The 15044-nt window shown below is 64.7% G+C and carries 13 protein-coding genes; 10 read left to right on the top strand and 3 right to left on the bottom strand.

The genetic code is table 11. The features are described from left to right. Positions 1 to 341: 341 nt before the first annotated feature. From VB672_RS10675 to VB672_RS10685, 3 genes are read right to left on the bottom strand one after another with little or no spacing between them, the layout of a single operon-like run. Positions 342 to 875, bottom strand: coding sequence for a GNAT family N-acetyltransferase (locus tag VB672_RS10675; RefSeq protein WP_329784176.1), 534 nt, complete (start codon positions 873 to 875; stop codon positions 342 to 344). Then, complete coding sequence (locus VB672_RS10680) at positions 872 to 1729, bottom strand: prephenate dehydratase (RefSeq protein ID WP_329784378.1); 858 nt, start codon at positions 1727 to 1729, stop codon at positions 872 to 874. The genes VB672_RS10675 and VB672_RS10680 overlap by 4 nt, the downstream gene beginning before the upstream one ends. After that, the gene (locus VB672_RS10685) at positions 1723 to 2481 is read right to left on the bottom strand and encodes a 3-deoxy-manno-octulosonate cytidylyltransferase (protein WP_329784177.1); all 759 of its coding nucleotides are present in this window, start codon (positions 2479 to 2481) and stop codon (positions 1723 to 1725) included. Before VB672_RS10685 ends, VB672_RS10680 begins: the two co-directional genes overlap by 7 nt. A 255-nt stretch (positions 2482 to 2736) precedes the next feature. Between VB672_RS10685 and VB672_RS10690 the strand changes: the two genes are divergently transcribed. The 10 genes from VB672_RS10690 (at position 2737) to VB672_RS10735 (ending at position 14993) form a co-directional block, all read left to right on the top strand. Then, positions 2737 to 3342, top strand: coding sequence for a c-type cytochrome (locus VB672_RS10690; protein WP_329784178.1), 606 nt, complete (start codon positions 2737 to 2739; stop codon positions 3340 to 3342). Positions 3343 to 3496: 154 nt separating this feature from the next. Further along, positions 3497 to 5341: an extracellular solute-binding protein gene (locus VB672_RS10695; RefSeq protein ID WP_329784179.1), complete on the top strand. Its 1845-nt coding sequence runs from the start codon at positions 3497 to 3499 to the stop codon at positions 5339 to 5341. After that, positions 5338 to 7200, top strand: coding sequence for an extracellular solute-binding protein (locus VB672_RS10700; protein WP_329784180.1), 1863 nt, complete (start codon positions 5338 to 5340; stop codon positions 7198 to 7200). Before VB672_RS10695 ends, VB672_RS10700 begins: the two co-directional genes overlap by 4 nt. 18 nt (positions 7201 to 7218) lie before the next feature. Beyond that, on the top strand, positions 7219 to 7338 hold the full coding sequence (locus VB672_RS10705) for a DUF4260 family protein (protein WP_329784379.1): 120 nt from the start codon (positions 7219 to 7221) through the stop codon (positions 7336 to 7338). Beyond that, positions 7338 to 8447, top strand: a complete 1110-nt coding sequence (locus tag VB672_RS10710; protein WP_329784181.1) for a microcin C ABC transporter permease YejB — start codon at positions 7338 to 7340, stop codon at positions 8445 to 8447. Before VB672_RS10705 ends, VB672_RS10710 begins: the two co-directional genes overlap by 1 nt. A 1-nt stretch (position 8448) precedes the next feature. Then, the gene (locus VB672_RS10715; RefSeq protein ID WP_329784182.1) at positions 8449 to 9612 is read left to right on the top strand and encodes an ABC transporter permease; all 1164 of its coding nucleotides are present in this window, start codon (positions 8449 to 8451) and stop codon (positions 9610 to 9612) included. Beyond that, positions 9609 to 11237 (top strand): ABC transporter ATP-binding protein, encoded by a 1629-nt coding sequence (locus tag VB672_RS10720; RefSeq protein ID WP_329784183.1) that lies wholly within the window; start codon positions 9609 to 9611, stop codon positions 11235 to 11237. Before VB672_RS10715 ends, VB672_RS10720 begins: the two co-directional genes overlap by 4 nt. Positions 11238 to 11256: 19 nt before the next feature. Further along, the gene (locus VB672_RS10725; protein ID WP_329784184.1) at positions 11257 to 12267 is read left to right on the top strand and encodes a cation diffusion facilitator family transporter; all 1011 of its coding nucleotides are present in this window, start codon (positions 11257 to 11259) and stop codon (positions 12265 to 12267) included. Between the two features lie 41 nt (positions 12268 to 12308). After that, positions 12309 to 13529 carry a phosphopentomutase gene (locus tag VB672_RS10730; RefSeq protein ID WP_329784185.1) on the top strand — a complete coding sequence of 407 codons (1221 nt, stop codon included), beginning with the start codon at positions 12309 to 12311 and terminating at the stop codon, positions 13527 to 13529. Positions 13530 to 13730: 201 nt separating this feature from the next. After that, positions 13731 to 14993, top strand: coding sequence for a GTP cyclohydrolase II (locus tag VB672_RS10735; RefSeq protein WP_329784186.1), 1263 nt, complete (start codon positions 13731 to 13733; stop codon positions 14991 to 14993). Positions 14994 to 15044: the final 51 nt, after the last annotated feature.

Consider the following 15044-nt stretch of genomic DNA (forward strand, 5'->3'; position numbering starts at 1 on the left):
GGTTCTTTTCAGGCGGACCAGCTGGGACGACACCCAAGGTCGGCCTCCTGCGCTCCCAGGCGTGCGAGGCCTGCCGCAGGACCGTGCCGGCTCCCGTCACTGCGACGCCTCGCGAGCGCGCCCCTCGCAGGAACCGATCTGCACAAGGGTATAGCTCAGGTGTAACCCTGTGTCAAGAACAAAGCGAGAACATAACATCACGAGCCTTGACCATACCCTCCCACGTCATCACCGGGCTCCTCCCGGTGATCCCGATCAAGAAAAGCGCCGAACCACAAACAATCGAGATGGCCGGAACAAGCCCGGCCATGACGGCGGAGGGCGGCGACAGGGCTCACGTTCTAGGACTGTGGCGTCAGCTCGAACCGATAGGCGATCTCGACGACGGTCTGGCCGCGCAGGTCGAAGGTTTGCTCAGCTCCCCGCACCCCGCCCAACGATTCGTAGAAGCGGCGCGCTGAATGGTTCTCCTTCAACACCCATAGGCCTGCCGAGCGGAAACCCTGATAAGCGAGGTGATCAAGAATTCCACCCATGAGCCCGCGGCCGATCCCTTGCCGCTTCACCTTGTCGAGCAGGTAGATAGCAAAGATCTCGGCCTCGGCATCGAGGATTTCGGCACTCTCCGGGCGAACGGGACCGCCGCACGCGAAGCCGACGATCTCGCCGTCATCCGTTTCCGCGACGAGAAGCCTGGCCCGAGGGCTTGGGCGTGCGAAAGTACCCTGCCACATCCGCATCCGCTCATCGACGGACAGGCCGGCCAGCGCCTCGGGCGATAGGAAGTCCTTGTAGGATTCGCGCCAGCCCTGAACGTGGACCCTTGCGATGCCTTCCACATCGCCTTCGACCGCCTCGCGGATGAGGATGGTCACTCGGCTGCTTCCTTGATCTTGTCCCGAAACGGATCGGCCGAATAGACCCCGAGGATGCGCAGCTCGCGGGAGAAGAACTCCAGCTCCTCTAGGGCCCGCTTGAGGTTAGCGTCCTCGGGATGGCCGTCGACCTCGGCATAGAACTGGGTCGCCAGGAACTCGCCTTCGAGCATGTAGCTCTCGAGCTTCGTCATGTTGATGCCGTTGGTCGCGAAGCCGCCCAGCGCCTTGTAGAGCGCAGCCGGCAGGTTGCGGACCCGGAACACGAAAGAGGTGACGGTCGGGCCCTGCCCGGCCGGGGCCCAGTGCGGCGTCTTCGACAGGATGACGAAGCGGGTGGTGTTGTGGGCCTCGTCCTCCACATTCTCGGCCAGGATCTTCAGGCCGTAGATGTCGGCCGCCATGCGGGGCGAGAGCGAGGCCCGGGTCGGATCCTTCCACTCGGACACTTCGCGGGCAGAGCCTGCCGTGTCGCCGGCCACATGCGCCTTGAGCCCGAGCTTGCGGATGATCTTGCGGCACTGACCGAGCGCATGGACGTGGCTGTAGACGTCCTTGACGGTGCCGAGATCAGCCTCCGGGATTGCCATCAGGTGAAAGTGGATCGGCAGGAAATGCTCGCCGACGATGTGCAGCCCGGAGGTCGGCAGCAGGTGGTGGATGTCGGCCACGCGACCCGCGATCGAATTCTCGATCGGGATCATGGCGAGGCCCGCCGGTCCCTCGTTCACGGCGGCAAAAGCATCCTCGAAGGTCGGACAGGGCAGTGCCTCCCAATCAGGACGCGCCTCCGAGCAAGCCGTGTGGGAATTGGCCCCCAGCTCGCCTTGGAAAGAAATAAGCTTGCTCATGATGTCCTCCGAGCCGCGATAATTTTGGCCGCGAGGATCTCGCGCGCCCTGTCCAGATCGTGAGGGGTATCGACGCCGAGCGGCACGTCGTCGACCACGACCGCGTCGATGCGCATGCCGGCCTCCAGCGCCCGCAACTGCTCCAGCTTCTCGCGCATCTCCAGCGGCGACGGTTCGAGGCCGACGAAACGCTGCAGCGCCCTGCGGCGATAGGCATAAAGGCCGATGTGATGGTAGAGCGGGCCATCGCCGTAAGGCGCAGTCGCACGGGTGAAGTAGAGCGCGCGGAACCGGCCGGAAGAAATCGGGCTCCCAACCATCTTCACCACGTTGGGATTGGTCCTCTCCTCCTCCCGGGCGATGACGGCCACGAGGGTGGCGATGTCGACCGCTGGATCCGCGAGCGGCATGATGGACGCCGCGATCGCCGCCGGGTCGATGGTCGGCAGGTCGCCCTGGACGTTCACGACCAGGTCGTGCCGGCCTTGAGGGTCGAGCTTTTCCACAGCCTCGAAGATGCGGTCGGAGCCGGAGGCGTGATCGGACCGGGTCATCACCGCCTGCCCGCCTGCCCTGGCGACCGCCTCGGCGATCTCGGACGCGTCCGTCGCCACGGCCACCGGCCCGATTCCCGCTTCCACGGCCCGGCGCCATACATGGACGATCATCGGCTCCCCGGCGATCTCGGCCAGGGGCTTGTTCGGCAGCCGGGTTGCTGCCAGACGGGCGGGGATGAGGACAAGAGGATCGGACATGGCACGGTTTGGTCTAGAAGGTGCCGGTCCTTAGCAAGGCGGTGTGCATTTGTCATGGCCTGGATCCGGACCTTCGGACGCCCTTCTGCGTTGCAGAGCCGTGCTGCGACCACGAGAACGGCGAAAACTCAGGGAAACCCCATTGTCAAAACCCCATCACTACGGCTAAGCAACGGCGCTGTCGCGGGCACCCGCCTGCGGATCCGTTCTGCTGCGCTGATTTCGCCGGGTACGAGGGCGAGGAGAGCCTAACTGATGAATATCGAGACCAATAAGATCGCGGGCGCCGTTTTCGGTTCGCTTCTCTTCGTGGTCGGCGTCAACGTTATCGCCGGCGGCCTGTTTGCTCCCCATAAGCCCGCCGTTCCCGGTTACGACCTCCCGGCTCCCGAGGAAGGCGCTGCCGCCGATGCAGGCGCCGCCGCCCCGGCCGAGCCGCTTCCGGTTCTTCTCGCCAGCGCCGACGTGGCCAAGGGCCAGGCTGCGGCCAAGAAGTGCGCCTCCTGCCACACCTTCGAGGATGGCGGCCCCAACAAGGTCGGCCCCAATCTCCACGGCGTCGTCGGACGTCCTCTCGCCTCCCACGCCGGCTTCAACTACTCGGCGGCCCTCAAGGGCAAGGGTGGCGATTGGAATTACGAGGCTCTGAACGCCTTCATCCAGAACCCCAAGCAGGCCGTTCCCGGCACCATCATGGCCTTCGCCGGCATCGCCCAGGCCAAGGAGCGGGCAGATCTCATCGCCTATTTGAAGTCGGTCTCCCCCAGCGCTCCTCCCCTTCCCGAGGCGTCTGCCGCGGCTCCGGCCAATGGTGCCGCTCCCGCGGCGCCTGCCGCTCCCGCCGCTCCTGCGGCCCAGTAAAGAGCGTCATACTCACATTTCGGAAAGCCGGGCCCCAAAGCCCGGCTTTTCCTTTTGGTCTTTCCAGCCTTTGGCGCATTGTCCCTTGCGCTCGCGGGCTTGCGCCCAAAAATGTAGCTAACGACAGACGCCTCGCCGTTTCAGGAGACGCTTTGTGATCCGTACCTTTCTGCCGAGCTTCCTGGCCGCCTGCCTCGCCGTCTCGCCCCTCGCAGCCCAGGAAGCCCCATGGCGGCACGGTTCGGCGCTGCTCGACGAGCCCAGATACCCGCAAGGCTTCCCGCATTTCAATTACGTCAACCCGAATGCCCCGAAGGGTGGCCTCGTCCGGCTGGGCGCTCTGGGCACCTTCGACAGCTTCAACGTCGTCGTGGCTGGCGTGAAAGGCTCGCCCGAGCAGGGGCTCGGCCTCATCTACGAAACCCTGACCACCTCCGCCCTCGACGAGGCGAACGCCTCCTACGGGCTGCTCGCCGAATCCTTCGCCTACCCGGAGGATTATTCCTCCGTCAGCTTCCGCCTGCGACCGGAAGCGCGCTGGCACGACGGCAAGCCGGTGACGGCGGACGACGTGATCTTCTCGTTCGAGACCCTGAAGGCCAACTCTCCGACCTATGCCTTCTACTATGCCAACGTCACCAAAGCCGAGAAGGTGAGCGAGCGCGAGGTCAAGTTCACGTTCGACGAGAAGGGCAACCGCGAATTGCCGCAGATCATGGGGCAGCTGATGGTCCTGCCGAAGCACTGGTGGGAAGGCACGGCTCCCGATGGGCGCAAGCGCGACGTGACGCAGACCACCCTCGAGCCGCCGCTCGGCTCCGGCCCCTATCGCCTCAAGACTTTCGACGCGGGCCGCAACGCGTCCTACGAGCGGGTGAAGGATTACTGGGGCGAGACGATCAACGTGAATGTCGGGCAGAACAACTTCGACGAGATCCGCTACGAGTATTACCGCGACGCGACGGTGCTGCTCGAAGCCTTCAAGGCGGACCGCCTCGACTTCCGCACAGAGAACAGCGCCCGCAACTGGGCGACCGGATACGACTTCCCGGCGAAGCAGGAAGGCCGCGTGATCCTCGAAGAGTTTCCGTTCCGCGCCACGGGCGTGATGCAGGCCTTCACGCTCAACCTGCGACGCGACAAGTTCAAGGACCAGCGCGTGCGCCGGGCCTTCAATCTCGCCTTCCCATTTGAGGAGTTGAACAAGACGATCTTCTACGGCCTCTACGAGCGCCCTTCGAGCTACTTCTACGGACTCGATCTCGCGTCCTCGGGACTGCCCGAGGGCAAGGAACGGGAGATCCTCGAGAGCGTCCGCGACAAGGTCCCGGCCTCGGTCTTCACGACGCCGTACAAGAACCCGGTCAACGACTCGCCCGAGGCGATCCGCAACAACCTGCGCGAGGCCGACCGCCTGCTCAAGGAGGCCGGGTGGGAGATCAAGAACGGCCGCCGGGTCAATGCCAAGGGCGAGTTCCTGAGCGTGGAGCTGCTCAGCAGCAGCCCCAACGAAGAGCGCGTGTTCCTGCCCTACAAGTCCTCCCTGGATCGCCTTGGCATCGTCGCGTCGGTGCGCACCATCGATGACGTGCAATACACGAACCGCACCCGCTCCTTCGACTTCGACATCGCCACCGGCCTCTGGCCCCAATCGCTCTCGCCCGGCAACGAGCAGCGCGAGTTCTGGGGCTCGCAGTCCGCTGCGCGCGAAGGCTCCCGCAACCTTGCCGGCATCGCGGACCCCGGCGTCGATGCGCTCATCGACAAAGTGATCTTCGCCAAGGACCGCGACGAGCTTGTCGCCGCCACGAAAGCCCTCGACCGCGTTCTGCTCGCTCACGATTACGTGGTCCCGCAATGGACCTCGCTGAAGCAGCGCACGGCGCGCTGGAACCGCTACAGCCATCCCGAGACCATGCCGCGTTATGGCGGCGCGGCGTTTCCGACCATCTGGTGGCACGACGAAGCCGAGGCGGCCAAGACGGGAGCACCGCGATGAACGACATCAACCGCCGCATCATCCTCAAGACGGGAGCGGCTGGGGCCGCTCTTTCCTTGCTGCCCCGCATCGGCCTGGCGCAGGAAGGCGAGACGGAAACGCACGGCCTCTCCAGTTTCGGCGAGCTGAAGCTGGCGCCGGACTTCAAGCATTTCGACTATGTGAACCCCGCCGCGCCGAAAGGCGGTACGCTGGCAATCCAGATCAGACAGACCCTCGGCAACCAGAACTTCGACACCTTCAACACCCTCAACGTCTTCGTGCTGCGGGGCGACGGCGCGGCCGGAATGCTCGGCACCTTCGACACCCTGATGGCGGGATCGGCCGACGAGCCCGATGCGTTGTATGGGCTCGTTGCGAAGAGCGTGCGGATTTCCGGCGACAAGCTCACCTATCGCTTCGCCTTACGCCCGGAAGCGCGCTTTCACGACGGCTCGAAGCTGACCGCGAAGGATGCGGCCTTCTCGCTCAACATCCTGAAGACCAAGGGCCACCCGATCTTCTCCCAGCTCCTGACTCAGTTGGCCTCGGCGGAAGCGGAATCCGACGAGATCCTGCGCGTCCAGTTCACGCCGGAGCGCCCCCGCGACCTTCATCTTACGGTCGCCGGACTGCCGATTTTCTCCGAGCGCTACTGGCAGGGGAAGGACTTCCAAGCCTCGACGCTCGAAGCGCCGCTCGGCTCCGGCCCCTACAAGGTCGGCCGTTTCGAGGTCGGACGCTTCATCGAATTCGATCGCGTGCCGGATTACTGGGCCAAGGACCTGCCGGTGAATGTGGGCCAGAACAATTTCGACCGCATCCGCTACGAATATTTCCGCGACCGCACCGTGGCCTTCGAGGCCTTCAAGAACGGCACGCTCAACTATCACGAGGAGTTCACCTCCCGCACCTGGACGACCGGATACGACTTTCCAGCCGTGCGCGAAGGCAGGGTGAAGAAGGAAGAAATCTCGAACGACGCGCCTTCCCCTATCCAGGGCTGGTACTTCAACACGCGCCGCGAGGCCTTCAAGGACCCGCGCATCCGTGAGGCCATCGGCCTCGCCTTCGACTTCGAATGGACGAACGCAAATATCATGTTCGGCCTCTACAAGCGCACAGCGTCGTTCTTTGAGAACAGCGACATGAAAGCTGTAGGAAAGCCGTCGGCGGAGGAGATTGCGCTGCTCGAGCCGTTCCGCGACAGGCTTCCCGCTTCGGTGTTCGCAGATCCCGTGGTTCCTCCGGTCTCCGACGGCTCGGGGCAGGACCGACAGCTGCTGCGCCGCGCGGACGAACTCCTGCGCCAAGCCGGCTGCAAGCGCGACGGCGGCGTGCTGAAGCTGCCGAACGGCCAGCCTTTCGCCATCGAGTCCCTGGATTTTCAACCCTCGCTCCAGCCCCACACCCAGCCGTTCCAGAACAACCTAAAGCGCCTCGGCATCGACGCGCGATCACGCATCGTGGATGCGGCCCAGTATCAGCAGCGCCTGAACGAATACGATTTTGACATGACGAGCCGCGCTCTCGTCGGTGTGTCGACCCCGGGCGACAGCCTCCGGACCGTCTATGGCTCCCAGGCGGCCCGGACGCCCGGCGCGCAGAATCTCGCCGGCATCGCCGATCCGGCCGTGGACGCCTTGATCGAGCGGATCGGCAACGCCAAGTCGCGTCAGGAGCTGAACATCGCATGCCGCGCCCTGGACCGGGTTCTCCGTTCGGGCCATTATTGGGTGCCCATGTGGTACCGGGCCAGCGAGTGGCTGGCCTATTGGGACCAGTTCTCGCGCCCGCAGACCAAGCCCCGCTTCGCCTCGGGGGCGCCGGGAACCTGGTGGTACGATGCCGAGAAGGCAAAGCGGATTGGGAGAGGATAGGGCTTGGACAGGATTCTGATGCTACGCTGCGAGGCGCGTATCGGCTTCGACCGCATGCTGGACCATGGCATGAAGGATAGATCAGGCTTCAACGACACTCACCTTGGCCGCATCGGCCTTCAATCCGCAGGCGCTTGATGCTGGCCTATATCGCACGCCGCATTCTCCTCATGATCCCCACTATCCTCGGGATCATGCTCATCTCCTTCGTCCTGGTGCAGTTCGCTCCCGGCGGGCCCGTGGAGCGCATCATTGCGCAGCTGCAGGGCCAGGATTCAGGCGCCTCCTCGCGCATCTCCGGCGGAGGGAGCGATTTCGGGGCGCAGAGCCCCGGCGGCGCAGGCGCGGGCGATGCCTCCTCGTCCCGCTATCGCGGCGCGCAGGGGCTCGATCCGCAGTTCATCAAGCAGTTGGAGGCGCAGTTCGGCTTCGACAAGCCGGCGCATGAGCGCTTCCTGAAGATGCTGTGGGATTATGCCCGCTTCGACTTCGGCAAGAGCTACTTCCGCGACATCTCGGTCCTGGAGCTGATCAAGGAAAAGCTGCCGGTCTCGATCAGCCTGGGCCTATGGATGACGCTTCTCTCCTACGCCATCTCGATTCCGCTCGGCATCAAGAAGGCGGTCCAGGACGGCTCCTCGTTCGACATCTGGACGTCGGCGATCGTCATCATCGGCTATGCCATTCCGGGATTTCTCTTCGCGATCCTGCTGATTGTGCTCTTTGCCGGCGGCTCATTCTGGCAGGTCTTTCCCCTGCGCGGGCTCACCTCCGAGAACTGGGCCTTCATGCCCTGGTACATGCAGATCGCCGATTACTTCTGGCATCTGGTGCTGCCGATCACCGCCATGGCGCTCGGGGCATTTGCCACCTCGACCCTGCTCACGAAGAACTCGTTCCTCGACGAGATCCGCAAGCAGTATGTGCTCACTGCGCGCATGAAGGGCTTGTCCGAGCGCCAGGTGCTCTACGGCCACGTCTTCCGCAATGCGATGCTGATCGTGATCGCGGGCTTCCCGGGCGCCTTCATCGGTGCATTCTTCGCCGGCGCGCTCCTCATCGAGACGATCTTCTCTCTCGATGGTCTCGGGCTTCTGTCCTTCGAGTCCATCGTGAACCGCGACTATCCGGTGGTCTTTGCCAATCTCTACATCTTCTCCCTGGTGGGCCTGGCGGTGAACCTGCTCTCTGACCTCACCTATACCTGGATCGATCCGCGGATCGATTTCGAGACCAGGGAGGCGTGAGATGAACGAGAACGTTCCGGTCGCCTCTCCGGCCGCTGCGCCCGTCGCGCCTCCCCTGCCGAAAGAGGGCTTCATCAAGCTCTCGCCCCTCAACCGGCGGCGGCTTCAGAACTTCAAGGCCAACCGGCGCGGCTACTGGTCGTTCTGGTTCTTCATGATCCTGTTCGTCCTAAGCCTGTTCGCGGAGCTGATCGCCAACGACAAACCGATCCTCGCCTCCTACAAGGGCGAGCTGCTTTACCCGGCCTTCGTGAACTATCCGGAGGAGAAGTTCGGCGGCTTCCTGGCGCAGACCGATTACCGCGACCCAGTCATTACCAAGGAGATCCAGGACAACGGCTGGCTGCTCTGGGCGCCGATCCGCTTCTCCTACACCACGCACAATCTCGACCTGCCCGTTCCGGCGCCAGCGCCGCCCACCTGGATGCTCACCGACGAGCAGTGCCGCCCGATCGCGGAGCGCACCGGGGGCACGGGCTGCCGGGATATCGAGTGGAACTGGCTCGGCACCGACGACCAGGGCCGCGACGTGGTCGCGCGCCTGATCTACGGCTTTCGCATCTCTGTGCTGTTCGGCCTCACGCTTGCCGGCATTTCATCCATCGTCGGCATCCTCGCGGGAGCCGTGCAGGGCTACTACGGCGGCTGGACCGACCTGCTGTTCCAGCGCTTCATCGAGATCTGGACCGCCATTCCCTCGCTCTATCTCCTCATCATCATCTCGGCGGTGATCACGCCGAGCTTCTTCGTGCTGCTCGGCATCCTGCTGCTGTTCTCCTGGGTGTCGCTGGTGGGCGTGGTCCGCGCCGAATTCCTGCGCGCCCGAAACTTCGAATATGTGCGCGCCGCAACGGCCCTGGGCCTCTCGAACAGCACCATCATGTTCAAGCACCTGTTGCCGAACGCCATGGTGGCGACGCTCACCTTCATGCCTTTCATCATCAACGGCTCGATCACGACGCTGACCTCCCTCGACTTCCTCGGCTTCGGCCTGCCGCCGGGCTCGCCGTCGCTCGGCGAATTGCTGGCGCAAGGAAAGGCCAACCTTCAGGCGCCCTGGCTCGGCCTCGCGGGCTTTTTCGTGATCGCCATCATGCTCAGCCTCCTCATCTTCATCGGCGAAGCGGTGCGCGACGCCTTCGACCCGCGGAAGACGTTCCGATGACCGAGCCCCTTCTGTCCGTTCAGGATCTCTCCGTCGCCTTCCGCCAAGGCGGAGGCGACATGCTGGCAGTGGACCGTGTGTCCTTCGACGTGATGGCGGGAGAGACGGTGGCACTCGTGGGCGAGTCGGGCTCGGGCAAGTCCGTCACCGCATTGTCGGCCCTCAAACTCCTGCCCTACCCGTCCGCGTTTCATCCCTCCGGCCGCATCCTGTTCAAGGGCAAGGACCTGATCGCCGCCGACGAGGACGAGATGCGCAAGGTCCGCGGCGACGACATCACCATGGTGTTCCAGGAGCCGATGACCTCGCTCAACCCGCTCCACACCATCGAGCGGCAGGTCGGCGAGATCCTCAAGCTCCACCGCGGTCTCTCGGACCGTCAGGCGCGCACCCGCACGCTCGAGCTCTTTCATCTCGTCGGTATCCGCGATGCCGAAAGCCGCTTGAGCGCCTATCCGCATCAGCTCTCCGGCGGTCAGCGTCAGCGCGTGATGATCGCCATGGCGCTCGCCAACGAGCCCGACCTCTTCATCGCCGACGAGCCGACCACCGCCCTCGACGTGACGGTGCAGGCGCAGATCCTGAAGCTCCTCGCCGAGCTGAAGAGCAGGCTCAACATGTCGATGCTCTTCATCACCCACGATCTCGGCATCGTGCGCAAGATCGCGGATCGCGTCTGCGTGATGCTCAAGGGCAAGATCGTCGAGCAGGGAACGGTCGCCGAGGTGTTCGGCAATCCGCAGCATCCCTACACGCAAAGGCTTCTGGCCGCAGAACCGAAGGGCCGCGCCAATCCGGTCGCGAAGGACGCACCGGTCATCGTCGATGCCGGGCCGATCAAGGTCTGGTTTCCGATCAAGCGCGGCTTCTTCCAGAAAACCGTCGGCCATGTGAAGGCCGTAGACGGCGTCTCCGTGCGGGTGCGCCGGGGCGAGACCGTCGGCGTGGTGGGCGAATCCGGTTCCGGCAAGACGACGCTCGGCCTTGCCATCCTGCGACTCGTGCAGTCGGAAGGCCCCATCGTCTTCCTCGGCAACCGCATCGACGGCATGCGCTCGAACGAGATCCGCCCGATGCGCAAGGATCTGCAGGTGGTGTTCCAGGACCCCTACGGCTCCCTCTCGCCACGCATGTCGATCGCCGAGATCGTCGAGGAGGGCCTGCTCGTCCAGCACAAGGGCCTCTCTTACGCCCAGCGCCGCGAGATCGTCGCTAAGGCCCTGCAGGACGTGGGCCTCGATCCGTCCACCATGGACCGCTACCCGCACGAATTCTCCGGCGGACAGCGCCAGCGCATCGCCATCGCCCGCGCCATGGCGCTCGAGCCGCAATTCATCATGCTCGACGAGCCGACCTCGGCGCTGGACATGTCCGTGCAAGCGCAGATCGTGGAGCTGTTGCGCGATCTTCAGAAGCGGCGCAATCTTGCCTATATGTTCATCAGCCACGATCTCAAGGTGGTGCGGGCGCTCGCGAACCACGTGGTGGTGATGCAGAACGGCAGGATCGTCGAGGAAGGATCCGCCGAGAACATCTTCGCCGCGCCGCGGACCGATTACACCAGGGCGCTTTTCGCCGCCGCCTTCAACCTCGAAACGGCGGCATCGAACGCCGTTCGAGAATAAGGCTCAACCGCTTTCCATCATGCATGCGCACCATCACCCGGCCGGCGATCACCATCACGGGCACTCCCACGCTCCGCAGGCCGGCCACGGACGCGCCTTTGCCATCGGCATCACGCTCAATCTCGCCTTCGTGGCCATCGAGGCCGGATACGGGTTCTGGGCCGGTTCCATGGCCCTGCTCTCGGATGCCGGACACAATTTAAGCGACGTGCTCGGCCTCGCCATCGCCTGGGGCGCGGCCGTGCTCGCCCGGCGCGGGCCCACGGAGCGATTCACCTACGGGCTGCGTCCGAGCTCGATCCTGGCCGCGCTCTTCAATGCCCTGCTCCTTCTCGTAGCGGTGGGCGGGATCGTCTGGGAATCCGTCGAGCGGCTGATCGAGCCGACACCCGTTGCGGCGGGCACCATGATGATCGTGGCGGCCATCGGCATTCTCGTGAACGGTTTCACGGCATTCCTTTTCATGAGCGGCCAGCACGATCTCAACATCCGGGGCGCTTTCCTGCACATGGTGGCCGATGCCGCAGTGTCCCTCGGGGTGGTTCTCGGCGGTCTCGCCATTCTCTGGACCGGGGCCACCTGGATCGACCCGGTACTGAGCCTCGTCATCGCGGCTGTCATCGTCTGGGGCACCTGGGGCTTGCTGAAGCAGTCCTTGGCGCTTTCCCTGCACGGCGTGCCGCGTGGCATTGCTCTCCCCGAGGTCCGGAAGGCTCTCGAGGCGATGCCGGGCGTCGCCCGCGTTCATCACCTGCATGTCTGGGCGGTGAGCACCACCGAGACGGCGCTGACGGCCCATCTCGTCATGCCCGAAGGGCACCCGGGCGACCGGTTTCTGGCGCAGGCGCAGCGGGAGCTGAAGGCCCGTTTCGGCATCAGGCATTCAACCCTGCAGATCGAGATCCACCGGCCAGGCTCTCATGAACACGGCCCAGAATGCCCCCTGGATCACCAAGACCATGCCCATGACATGCACGATCATGAGGGGCACTCCCATGATCACGAGCCATCGCATCTTTCGCCGCGATGACGTATCAGTCATGATTCCCGCGACTTGAAGGACTTGTGTTGATGCCCCGTGCTCTTCTCATCGTGCTCGATTCCGTCGGTATCGGCGGAGCGGAGGATGCGGCCGCCTACGGCGATGCCGGAGCCGATACACTCGGGCATATCGCCGAAGCCTGCGCGGCCGGCCGGGGCGATCAGGCGGGCTTGCGCGAGGGCCCGCTTCGCCTGCCGCACCTGACGGCGCTCGGCCTCGGCTTGGCCTGTAAAGCCTCCACGGGACGCATGCCGCCGAACCTCGCGCCGCAGGGTCCGCTGAAAGGCGCCTGGGGCTATGGTGTCGAGACCTCCAAGGGCAAGGACACGCCTTCGGGCCATTGGGAGATCGCGGGCGTTCCCGTCACCTTCGACTGGGGCTATTTCCCCAATACTGTTCCGACATTTCCGGAGGAGCTGACGGCTGCGCTCGTCGAGCGCGGCAATCTTCCCGGCATTCTCGGCAACAAGCATGCCTCCGGCACGGCCGTCATCGACGAGTTCGGTGCCGAGCACATGCGCACGGGCGAACCGATCTTCTACACCTCCGTCGACAGCGTGCTGCAGATCGCGGCGCACGAGGAAACCTTCGGGCTGGAGCGGCTCTACGACCTCTGCCGGATCGGGCGGGAGCTCTGCGACGCCTACAAGATTGGACGCGTGATCGCCCGCCCCTTCGTCGGCTCGCCCGAGGCGGGCTTCAAGCGCACCGGCAACCGCAAGGATTTCGCCACGCCGCCGCCGGCCGACACCATCCTCGACAGGTTGACGAAGGCGGGTCGTTCCGTGGTCACCGTCGGCAAGATCGGCGACATCTTCGCCCATCGCTCGACAGGCCGGGAGATCAAGCCCAACGGCAACGACGCCTGCCTGTCGGCCGCCATCGAGGCCATGCGGGACTTAGCCGACGGCGGCTTCGTCTTCGCCAACCTGGTCGATTTCGACAGCGAGTTCGGCCATCGCCGCGACATTCCGGGCTATGCCGCAGCACTCGAGGCCTTCGACCGGCGCATCCCGGAGATCGAGGCGGCCCTCAAGGACGGCGACCTCGTCGTCATCACGGCCGATCACGGCAACGATCCCTCCTGGCGCGGCTCCGATCACACCCGCGAGCACGTGCCGATCCTGAGCTTCGGATCGGGGGTCAGGCAGGGTGCTATCGGCCGGCGGGAGAGCTTTGCCGATATCGGGGCGAGCGTGCTGGTTCATCTGGGCGTCCGGCACTCGGGCAAGGGGGCGTCCTGGCTCTAGCGCCCCAAGTCATCATCGGCCTTCTGCCGGCCATGACGTGAAAGGGCTGTGCTCAGGCCCCTTGAAGAAGCCAAGCTGCCGCACCTTTCCCCTAGTGCCATTGACGGCACCGAAACTTTGGATCAGTCTTCCAAAGATCGTATGGAGGCTCTCCGGCGATCGGTCGAGGGAGTCTTCCCGTTTTCGCGTGGAAGATCGTTCATGAGCTCGCCTAACCGCTCGACCCATATCCGGCTCACCTCCCATCCCGAGCCGAACGCAGGCACCATCAAGCATCCGATCAAATGGGGAGCCGAGGACCCGCAGGTCCGGGGCCCGATCGTCGGCACCGTGACCAATCCGGCCGACCGCAACGTGATCGGCGCCCATGGCGGCTCCTATTCCCTCTATCGGGCTCTGGCCATCTCGGCCCGGGCGCTCAACCCGCTCACCCGGCCCGACCTGCACAACACCCATCCGACCGCCGAGATCGGCCCGCATCCGCAATGGTTCGACCCTGGCAGGATCGTGTCCCTCGATCCTTGGGGTCATCTGGTCGGCGAGATCTACAAGGACGAGATCGCCGGCGGTCTCGACATCCGGCCCAGCATCGCGGTCACCAAGGCGCGTCTCAACATGCCTGAGATCCTTGGTGCCATGGGCGCGAAGCGCCTCAAGGCTGATGGCGGCTTCCTTCATGAATCGGGCGATATCTCGGTCACGAAGATCGCGGTCGATCCCGTCTGGTATCTGCCCGGCATCGCCCAGCGCTTCGGCTGCTCCGAGGGCGAGCTCCGCCGCACCCTGTTCGAGCAGACCGGCGGCATGTTCCCCGAGCTCGTTACCCGCCCCGACATGAGCGTGTTCCTGCCGCCCATCGGCAACACCACGGTCTATGTGGTCGGCGATGTCTCGCGCCTGAGCGATCCCAAGACCCGCATCGCCTGCCGCGTGCACGACGAATGCAACGGCTCCGACGTGTTCGGCTCCGACATCTGCACCTGCCGCCCCTACCTCGTGCACGGCATCGAGGAATGCGTCCGGGAAGCGCAAGAGGGCGGCGTCGGCGTCATCGCCTATAACCGCAAGGAGGGCCGGGCGCTTGGCGAGGTCACCAAGTTCCTGGTCTACAACGCCCGCAAGCGGCAGGAGGGCGGCGACCAGGCCTCCACCTATTTCGAGCGCACGGAATGCGTGGCCGGCGTGCAGGATGCCCGCTTCCAGCAGCTTATGCCCGATGTGCTGCACTGGCTCGGCATCCGCCGCATCGACCGGCTCATGTCCATGTCCAACATGAAATACGATGCCATCACCGGCTCGGGCATCGAGGTGGTGGAGCGGGTGCCGATCCCGGCCGAGTTGGTGCCGCCGGACGCGCAGGTGGAGCTGGAGGCCAAGAAGGCCGCCGGCTATTACACGCCCGACGGCGCGCCGGATGCGTCCGAACTCGACCGTGTGAAGGGCCGCGACCTGGAACGCTTTTGAAGCACTGCCACGGAAGCGGGTGCCGGCTTGCCGTCGGCATCCGCTTCGTTT

Origin of the sequence: Microvirga sp. CF3016 (assembly GCF_036314085.1) — a bacterium.
Classification (GTDB): Bacteria; Pseudomonadota; Alphaproteobacteria; order Rhizobiales; family Beijerinckiaceae; genus Microvirga.